The sequence below is a fragment of the Arsenophonus nasoniae DSM 15247 genome (assembly GCF_000429565.1).
Classification (GTDB): Bacteria; Pseudomonadota; Gammaproteobacteria; order Enterobacterales; family Enterobacteriaceae; genus Arsenophonus; species Arsenophonus nasoniae.
Genome location: NZ_AUCC01000110.1, coordinates 1 through 7,132 on the forward strand (window position 1 = coordinate 1; position 7,132 = coordinate 7,132).

Sequence of the window (7,132 nt, forward strand, 5' to 3'; positions counted from 1 at the left end):
ATTTTCAGAACTGGCGGATTAAAGAGATTATAGATAAAAGTCCTGTTTACTATACCGATGGTGAGCCATGTGATATTCCCGCATCCACATGGCTAGATGTGAGGGTGGAGATGCCCGTTGATTCAATCTGGAATCAACATCAAGCACAAAACGAATAGCCCCATCACAGGGGCATCCTATTAGCAGCGTTGAGGGAAGTTGTTAAACTTAGTTTGTTGTTATCGCTACCAGTGCAAAAATAATCCATCCAGAGTAAAAATGGCAGTTTTAGGGTACTGCTGATGATTACGTTGGAGATCAAAGTAGAGATTTCGGTTTTACATCGCTAGGAATGTCTAAACGTTCGATTAAGCGATGGCTGCAAAAAAACTAGTTTTACTACGTTGATAAAGCAATTTTAGGAAACAGTCCTTATAAATGCATTATTTTTCCCCCGTATTAGGCAGATCAATATAATATCCCATTAATTCAGAGACATAAGAATAGCAAATTAAATAGATTGGTAGCAACAGACCAACTCTCCTTTATTGCGTCACAACAACCCACCCTTCCTACAATTCACCAACTGCTCATTGTCATGAGGAACGGCGCAGTGGCTTTATTTTAGCAGAGGTCATTATGGCATACATCACCTTATTTAAGTTGAATCGACGTAACTCAAAAAGTGAAGTACAAAATATTCTACTCGAGATAATGAAAAATAGAGGTTTGAAATGATTGAAACCTTCGATGATTTTCTGAGTGAAACTGTACCAGACGGTTTTGGCGGTATGTCAGAACGTCGTTATGTTTGGAGCCATCTACGTATTGAACAGGCTAGAAAGGTATGGTTAGCGGCACAACGCGCCGCTAAAGCTAACAGACAGCAAACAGAGGCGACATTTGATGCTACAAGATTTATGGGGTATGAAGAGATGGAAAAAAGATTGAATAAAAGCAGAACAACAATTTGGAGGATGATAAAAAAGGGTGAATTCCCCAAGCCTAAGGTGACGAAAGGTGGACTTTTTCTTGGCTGGTCAGAAGAAAGTTACAACAGATGGGTTGAACTACAGAATAACTAACTTGACCCGTCATTTGACCTTGATTTTTAACTTAACCTCGTGGTAATCTTCGTAATCCCTTGATTTTATTGGCGCGCCCTGTAGGACTCGAACCTACGACCTACGGCTTAGAAGATAGTAGATCTCAATTTAACATACTGATTTAGCTTATAAAATCCATGCTCGCAACCTGGTTTGTGTCTTTTAACGTCGTTTTCTGTCATTTAGCGTCGTTTGTCGTCGTTGAGTGACGACACAAATACGACACAGAGAGAAATCAATATGCAAAGGCTTGAAAAACCGATTCAAACCTTTGTGTGTTGCAATTCTGTTCCACCCTATATTAAACATATTTGTCGAAAAAATATTATATATCATACTTATAATTTCAATACTTCTTGATTCTAAATGCTCAGAAACGGTAATGTAATGGACTCTATGTTAAAGTAAGCGTAAATATGTCTAAATCCGCACTATCCCAACATGACTCGCTATTCAAAAAGTTCCTTGGCGATATCACTATAGCTCGGGACTTTCTAGAAGCACATTTGCCACTTCATCTTCGGGAGCGCTGCGATTTTAGTACTCTTGCGATGGAGTCCGGCAGCTTTATTGAAGACGACTTGCGTACCCAGTGTTCAGATATGCTGTACTCTGTGCAGACGAATTCGGGGAAAGGTTATATATACACAGTAGTCGAGCACCAGAGCCGCCCCGAAAAGCTAATGGCATTCAGGCTTCTACGGTACAGTGTAGCAGCCATGCAGCGGCACCTTGAACAAGGCAACGACACCTTGCCGATAGTGATCCCGTTGCTGTTCTATCACGGTGCTACGTCACCTTATCCTTATAGCACGCACTTCCTGGACTGTTTTGCTGATCCAGAATTGGCAGCTACAGTGTATCAGCAAGCTTTTCCACTGGTTGATATTACTACTATACCAGATAGCGAAATCCTGACACACCGCCGGGTAGCACTCCTGCAATTGGTACAAAAGCACATCCGAACGCGTGATATGTTGGAACTTGCCGTAGAATTAGCTACTCTAATAGAAAAATGGCAGTATTCCAAAGAACAATGCAAGAGTCTATTATATTATATAGCTCAAGCAGGAAATACGATTGACGGCGAGGGATTCATACGAACCCTTGCGGAAAAGGCACCGACTTACCGGGAGGATTTTATGACAATTGCAGAGCAGCTTGAGGCTAAAGGTGAGGCCAGAGGTATCCAACTAGGCAAACAGGAAGGCTACCAGCTAGGCCGACAGGATGGGGTTAACGAGGGCTTACAACAGGGCGAGAAAGCCGCTTCTCGTAAAATTGCCCAACAGTTATTAGCCAACGGCGCAGAGCGAAATCTGATAAAGATTGCCACTGGTCTTTCAGATAGTGAACTAGATAAACTATGAGGCAAGGAGCTAACTTGCCTCTAGCTTATAGATGAATAATTATATAAAACAATAAGATAATTCATATTAATTATTTTATTTGTAGCTTCATCCTGTCAGATTAAGCAATAACTCCCTGAAACTACTGACGCACCATTGGTTACACTACTATTGTTTCTGCGATCATCCAAAAATTATGTAAATCTAGCAGCCACTCGCCCGCGGATGGAACGATTTTTTTTGCTCCTTCTTCTTCGAAACATCTGAGCCATTGAGAGAGAAAGCCGGTTCGATTTGTCCGGCTTTTGGATTGATTTCGTCAGCCATTAACCACAGAGTGTATTTTTTAAATCTCGGGTTATGAGTTACTTGTAATACAACTTGTATCCCTGGTTCTTGATGCCCTCCTTCATAATTTTTTAATGTTCCTAAGGCAATTCCGCTGATTTCACAAAATTTCACTTGTGTTAATCCTTCTGCTTTTCTGATTTTTTTTAACTTTTCACTCATTTTCATTTGACATAGTCCTGACTTAATGACTAAACTCACCTGTAGGTTCTGATTTAATGACCATGCAGGTATTGAAAAATCGCATGGGAATTTATAACGCAATGTTTAGCGCTAAAAAATCGTAATAAATACACCCAGTGTTAAGCATAACAGATTTTGGGTTTAAAGCGGTTATAAGGGGTTTTAAGCGGTACTAAGCGGTTGAAACAGATGAAAGCGAGGTAATGAATGATTAAAGACGACTACGAGATTAGATATCCGATAGATGTCATGCACGTTACAAAATTTGCAGAGTTAATCGGCAAAACCCCTAGCGCTGTCAAGGAAATGATCGAGAACAACAAGTTGCCGATTATTCCATTGCAAGACCCAAATAAACCGAATTCTCGAGTAAGAGAACGATTGATATACATTCCAGAATTTAATAGGGGAGTAAGAGAAGCCTACTTTAACCGCCCTGCCGAAGAGCGGGACGCATGGAAGAAGTGGTTTGGACTGTAATTAAAAATTTCCCTCTACAGCAAGTTTCCGGCTGTGAAAGTTCCTTAACATTTTGGTATCAGCAAAAAAAGTCTGTGAAACGGATGGCAGGGAAGTTGCGCCTGTAATTTGCTGATAGCTTCGTAGGTTGTTTATGCGAAGCGGAGTTGAGCCTACTTTCGTAGGGACTTTCCAGCCGGAGTATGCCGATACAGGTGTACACAAACCCCAAATAACCAATAGGTGGATTTGTAGTAAGTACTTTTGGTGCTTAGCATAAATCTTCTTATAGAGGAGCCATTTATCCATGAATGCTCGACAACGTTGCCGTGAACGTCGGCAAATGCGCTATAGAGATCAGTGTAGAATACGCACAATAAGATTAAATTTACTAAAAAAACGCTCAACGGAAGAAATTATTAATCATGTATGGAGCGAACATCATACACAAGAAAATGACGTTGTGAACCTTCTTGTTGCATTTACACATCAATTAGACAGATACCCTACAGACAGTATCAACAACCGCTGTCTAACAAAAACTTATCTTTATACGGTGAAGAACCGTTATCCTCGTAGAAGGAGACGTAATGGATCTGGCAACCGAGAACAAAATTTTACAAATAATCAAAAATTTGACACAAGAGCAACTCGAGGCCTGCGATAAAGAAGGCGAACGCATTTATGAATCGTTAAATGACGGCTATCTTGCTCACGTCTTATCAAAGCAAATCTTTATTTACGAAGATAATTATGATGAGTCTCTTCTCGCAATCCAAACTACCCCTAGTTTCAATAATGCACTCTATGACTTAGGTCAACAACTTGCCAAAATTCTTTATGCGAAGAAGTGTCAAGATTCTTATTATGAGGTGCCCGCTTAATGACAGAAAAAACGCATTATAGAAAGGCGTTCGATTCCCCTTATTTGAGCAGCGCCGATATTGTTGAACCAACAGTATTAACCATCTCTGAGGTTTTATTTGAACCGGATAAAACCAGAAGAACAAAAGATGTTTTTAACACTGCTTATTTTAAAGAGAAAGAAATTAGACCAGGCGAGACAGTTAAGCCAATGATTCTCAATGCAACCAATAGCAAAATGGTTAGACAAATAACCGGTTCGCCATTTCTTGAAGATTGGCAAAATGTAAAAGTCATGATTTGCGTTGAACGAGTAAAAAACCGACAGGAATATGTCGATGGGTTAAGAATATACCCCGCTATCATCAAGAAAAAAATATTAACGCCAATCCAGGTAGAGTCATGGGAAAGAGCTAAGCAAAGTTATCTTAATACTGGCTCACTAGAAAAAGTATTAGCACATGTTGAGATGTCGTTGGAAGACCAGGAACGCCTCAAGAAGGAGTGTGCTAATGCAATGGTATGATGTCCAGCAAAATACGGAAGAGTGGGATTCGCTTCGTCTAGGGAAAGTTACTGCATCACAGTTTAACTGTTTTATGGCCAACCAGGGAAAAACCTTCGGCGAACCCGCCAAGCGATATGCGTTACAAATTGCCCTAGAAATTATCAATGAGAAAAAATCAGAATTTAGTTTCACTAATGAGCACATGTTACGCGGACACGAACAGGAGCCAATAGCCAGAAGGCTATATGAAGAAACAAATTTTGTTGATGTAACTAATGGCGGATTTTTTGACTGTGGTGATTATGGCGATAGTCCAGACGGATTAGTTGGAGATAACGGGATTATTGAAATTAAGTCTGTTACCGCACCCGTGCATTATGCCACTTTGGAACGCGAATCTTTTGACCCTGCTTATAAATGGCAACTCATAGGCCACCTTGATTGTACTGGGCGTGATTGGGTGGATTTTATTAGTTATTGCGCGGATTTTCCAGAAACGGGTCAATTAATGACCCACAGGTTATATCGTAAAGATTATCAGGAAGAGATTCAGCAACTTCAAATGCGTCGAACTCAATTTATTGATTTTATTCAATTAACCCTCAATCGAATCAAAAAGAAAATCTCGTTTTAAAGGAGAAGTATCTTGGATAACATTACGTTCACTTACAATGCAGAATCGGCGTTGGCTGCGGGTAAAAGCGGATTTATTACGGAATCGGGCGCTTATGTGGTCACGATTCAGGAAGCAAAATATGTCACCAGCAGCGGCGGCGCTGAATCGATTGAATTTTCGGTTGAGGCGGATGATGGCAAGAAAGCAAACTATCTCAACGTCTATTGTAAGAAAAAAGACGGCTCGCCAAATCAATATGGTATCAACATGATTCACGCCATCATGGGTTGTGCTGATGTCGGTCAATTAACAACGAAAATGATTAATGTCCATACACACATCGCACCAGAGCTTACCAATAAACGTATTGGTCTTGTCTTGCAAAAAACGCTGAAAACAAAAACGAACGGACAAGATACTTACAGTTTCGATATTCTCTTGCCTTTCGTTGCGCAAACTCGTCAAACACTAGAAGAAAAATTAAAAGGACTTCCCCCTGAAATCATCGATAAAAAGATTGCCATGCTACAGGATAAAGATGAGAGGAAGCACACCCCAGTAGGCTATAAGCAATATCAATCAGAATATCCAGGCGATGATGTGTTTTTTAGTGAATAAATCATAAAGTTTAAGAGGCTACCCGATAATATCGGGTTGGTTAGTAAGTATACAAGTCAACAGATTTTATGGACAGAAAAAGGTGCTGCTCGTATGTCAAAAATTGTTGATACCGATGAAGCCTAGTCTTTCTTTGAAAAATATGCAATGTGGATTAGTGCAGCTTTACATCTCAAAGTGATTCGTACTTTTGATAAAGTTATTTCTACTCCAACTCAACCCCTCACTGATAAAGTCCATGCTGGCTTAGCTATGATTGCTTTTTATAAGCAGGAGCTACGTATTGCGCCTTCGGCTATGTTAGAACAGTCATTAATCAATTAACTTTGAGCAATACCCTTATGCAAAATTTAATTAATATTGAAACAAAAAACATCAATAATGAATTAATCCAGACTGTTAATGCACGTGATTTACATGCTTTTTTAGAAATCGGTAAAGATTTTACTACATGGATTAAAGACCGAATTAACCAGTATGGATTTGTTGAAAATCAGGACTACATAATTGTAGAAAATTTGAGCTCCCCAAAATCGGGGAGTGCAAAATCTCGCCAACGTCCAATGAAAGACTACTGCATCAGCATCGATATGGCGAAAGAACTCTCAATGGTTGAGCGCAACGAAAAAGGGAAACAGGCAAGACAGTATTTTATTGAATGTGAAAGACGGACTCTACAACCTCAAACATTACTACCAACAACCAAAGAACTGGCACTCATGGTTGTTCGTGCTGAGGAAGATAAAGAAAAGCTATTACTAGAAAACAAGAACCTCACAACAGAAATCGATTGTCTACAGAATCTATTTCAGGTTGGTATTGTCACCGATCATGCAAAACTGATCCACTAACGATCATCTAAAACTGATCCACTTGGTATTATTCGCACATTTTTGTACGGATAATTTATGTTAACCAAGGAGATATTTGTGGATATTCATGTTCGCTTTGCACAAGGACAAAGCCTTCGAAAAATTGCCAGTGAGTTGGGTATATCCCGTAACACCGTAAAACATCATTTACAACAACAGACAATGCCAACTTATGCTAAAAGAAGTCAACAACCGACTAAATTATCCCCCTTTAAACCTTATTTGCTTCA

Annotated in this window: 12 protein-coding genes and 1 pseudogene; 12 read left to right on the forward strand and 1 reads right to left on the reverse strand. The window is 39.7% G+C overall.

What is annotated here, in order from left to right; all coding sequences use genetic code 11:
* Positions 1-29: 29 nt before the first annotated feature.
* The 3 genes from G468_RS25585 to G468_RS0115140 all read left to right on the forward strand — a co-directional run bounded on the left by G468_RS25585 (position 30) and on the right by G468_RS0115140 (position 2,455).
* Positions 30-158 carry a phage tail fiber protein gene (locus G468_RS25585; protein WP_478209562.1) on the forward strand — a complete coding sequence of 43 codons (129 nt, stop codon included), beginning with the start codon at positions 30-32 and terminating at the stop codon, positions 156-158.
* Between the two features lie 555 nt (positions 159-713).
* Positions 714-1,064, forward strand: coding sequence for a helix-turn-helix transcriptional regulator (locus G468_RS25220; RefSeq protein WP_034250145.1), 351 nt, complete (start codon positions 714-716; stop codon positions 1,062-1,064).
* Between the two features lie 437 nt (positions 1,065-1,501).
* On the forward strand, positions 1,502-2,455 hold the full coding sequence (locus G468_RS0115140) for an Rpn family recombination-promoting nuclease/putative transposase (protein ID WP_026823789.1): 954 nt from the start codon (positions 1,502-1,504) through the stop codon (positions 2,453-2,455).
* A gap of 183 nt (positions 2,456-2,638) precedes the next feature.
* On the opposite strand, the gene G468_RS0115145 is transcribed toward G468_RS0115140, so the two are convergent.
* Entirely contained in the window at positions 2,639-2,950 is a 312-nt protein-coding gene (locus G468_RS0115145; protein ID WP_026823790.1) for a helix-turn-helix domain-containing protein, read from the reverse strand.
* A 222-nt stretch (positions 2,951-3,172) separates the two neighbouring features.
* Between G468_RS0115145 and G468_RS0115150 the strand changes: the two genes are divergently transcribed.
* The 9 genes and pseudogenes from G468_RS0115150 to G468_RS0115185 form a co-directional block, all read left to right on the forward strand.
* Positions 3,173-3,445, forward strand: a complete 273-nt coding sequence (locus G468_RS0115150; RefSeq protein ID WP_026823791.1) for a Cox family DNA-binding protein — start codon at positions 3,173-3,175, stop codon at positions 3,443-3,445.
* A 569-nt stretch (positions 3,446-4,014) separates the two neighbouring features.
* Positions 4,015-4,308, forward strand: coding sequence for a hypothetical protein (locus G468_RS23900; protein ID WP_026823792.1), 294 nt, complete (start codon positions 4,015-4,017; stop codon positions 4,306-4,308).
* The gene (locus G468_RS0115160; RefSeq protein ID WP_026823793.1) at positions 4,308-4,814 is read left to right on the forward strand and encodes a hypothetical protein; all 507 of its coding nucleotides are present in this window, start codon (positions 4,308-4,310) and stop codon (positions 4,812-4,814) included. Before G468_RS23900 ends, G468_RS0115160 begins: the two co-directional genes overlap by 1 nt.
* On the forward strand, positions 4,801-5,430 hold the full coding sequence (locus tag G468_RS0115165) for a YqaJ viral recombinase family protein (RefSeq protein WP_026823794.1): 630 nt from the start codon (positions 4,801-4,803) through the stop codon (positions 5,428-5,430). The genes G468_RS0115160 and G468_RS0115165 overlap by 14 nt, the downstream gene beginning before the upstream one ends.
* A gap of 12 nt (positions 5,431-5,442) precedes the next feature.
* Positions 5,443-6,030, forward strand: coding sequence for a hypothetical protein (locus tag G468_RS0115170; protein ID WP_026823795.1), 588 nt, complete (start codon positions 5,443-5,445; stop codon positions 6,028-6,030).
* A gap of 33 nt (positions 6,031-6,063) precedes the next feature.
* Positions 6,064-6,153: pseudogene (locus tag G468_RS24890) on the forward strand (ORF6N domain-containing protein); the annotation flags it as partial.
* Positions 6,154-6,177: 24 nt separating this feature from the next.
* Complete coding sequence (locus G468_RS24895; RefSeq protein WP_248604898.1) at positions 6,178-6,354, forward strand: hypothetical protein; 177 nt, start codon at positions 6,178-6,180, stop codon at positions 6,352-6,354.
* Positions 6,355-6,356: 2 nt separating this feature from the next.
* Positions 6,357-6,881, forward strand: coding sequence for an antA/AntB antirepressor family protein (locus G468_RS22600; RefSeq protein WP_338078183.1), 525 nt, complete (start codon positions 6,357-6,359; stop codon positions 6,879-6,881).
* Between the two features lie 57 nt (positions 6,882-6,938).
* A partial coding sequence (locus G468_RS0115185; protein WP_026823491.1) for a helix-turn-helix domain-containing protein occupies positions 6,939-7,132 on the forward strand: 194 nt, incomplete at its 3' end.

Excerpts from the sequence above, each read along its gene's own strand:
- G468_RS25220 (WP_034250145.1), top strand. The coding sequence starts at position 714 with ATGATTGAAACCTTCGATGATTTTCTGAGTGAAACTGTACCAGACGGT.
- G468_RS0115140 (WP_026823789.1), top strand. The coding sequence starts at position 1,502 with ATGTCTAAATCCGCACTATCCCAACATGACTCGCTATTCAAAAAGTTC.
- G468_RS0115145 (WP_026823790.1), bottom strand. The coding sequence starts at position 2,950 with ATGAAAATGAGTGAAAAGTTAAAAAAAATCAGAAAAGCAGAAGGATTA.
- G468_RS0115150 (WP_026823791.1), top strand. The coding sequence starts at position 3,173 with ATGATTAAAGACGACTACGAGATTAGATATCCGATAGATGTCATGCAC.
- G468_RS23900 (WP_026823792.1), top strand. The coding sequence starts at position 4,015 with ATGGATCTGGCAACCGAGAACAAAATTTTACAAATAATCAAAAATTTG.
- G468_RS0115160 (WP_026823793.1), top strand. The coding sequence starts at position 4,308 with ATGACAGAAAAAACGCATTATAGAAAGGCGTTCGATTCCCCTTATTTG.
- G468_RS0115165 (WP_026823794.1), top strand. The coding sequence starts at position 4,801 with ATGCAATGGTATGATGTCCAGCAAAATACGGAAGAGTGGGATTCGCTT.
- G468_RS24895 (WP_248604898.1), top strand. The coding sequence starts at position 6,178 with ATGTGGATTAGTGCAGCTTTACATCTCAAAGTGATTCGTACTTTTGAT.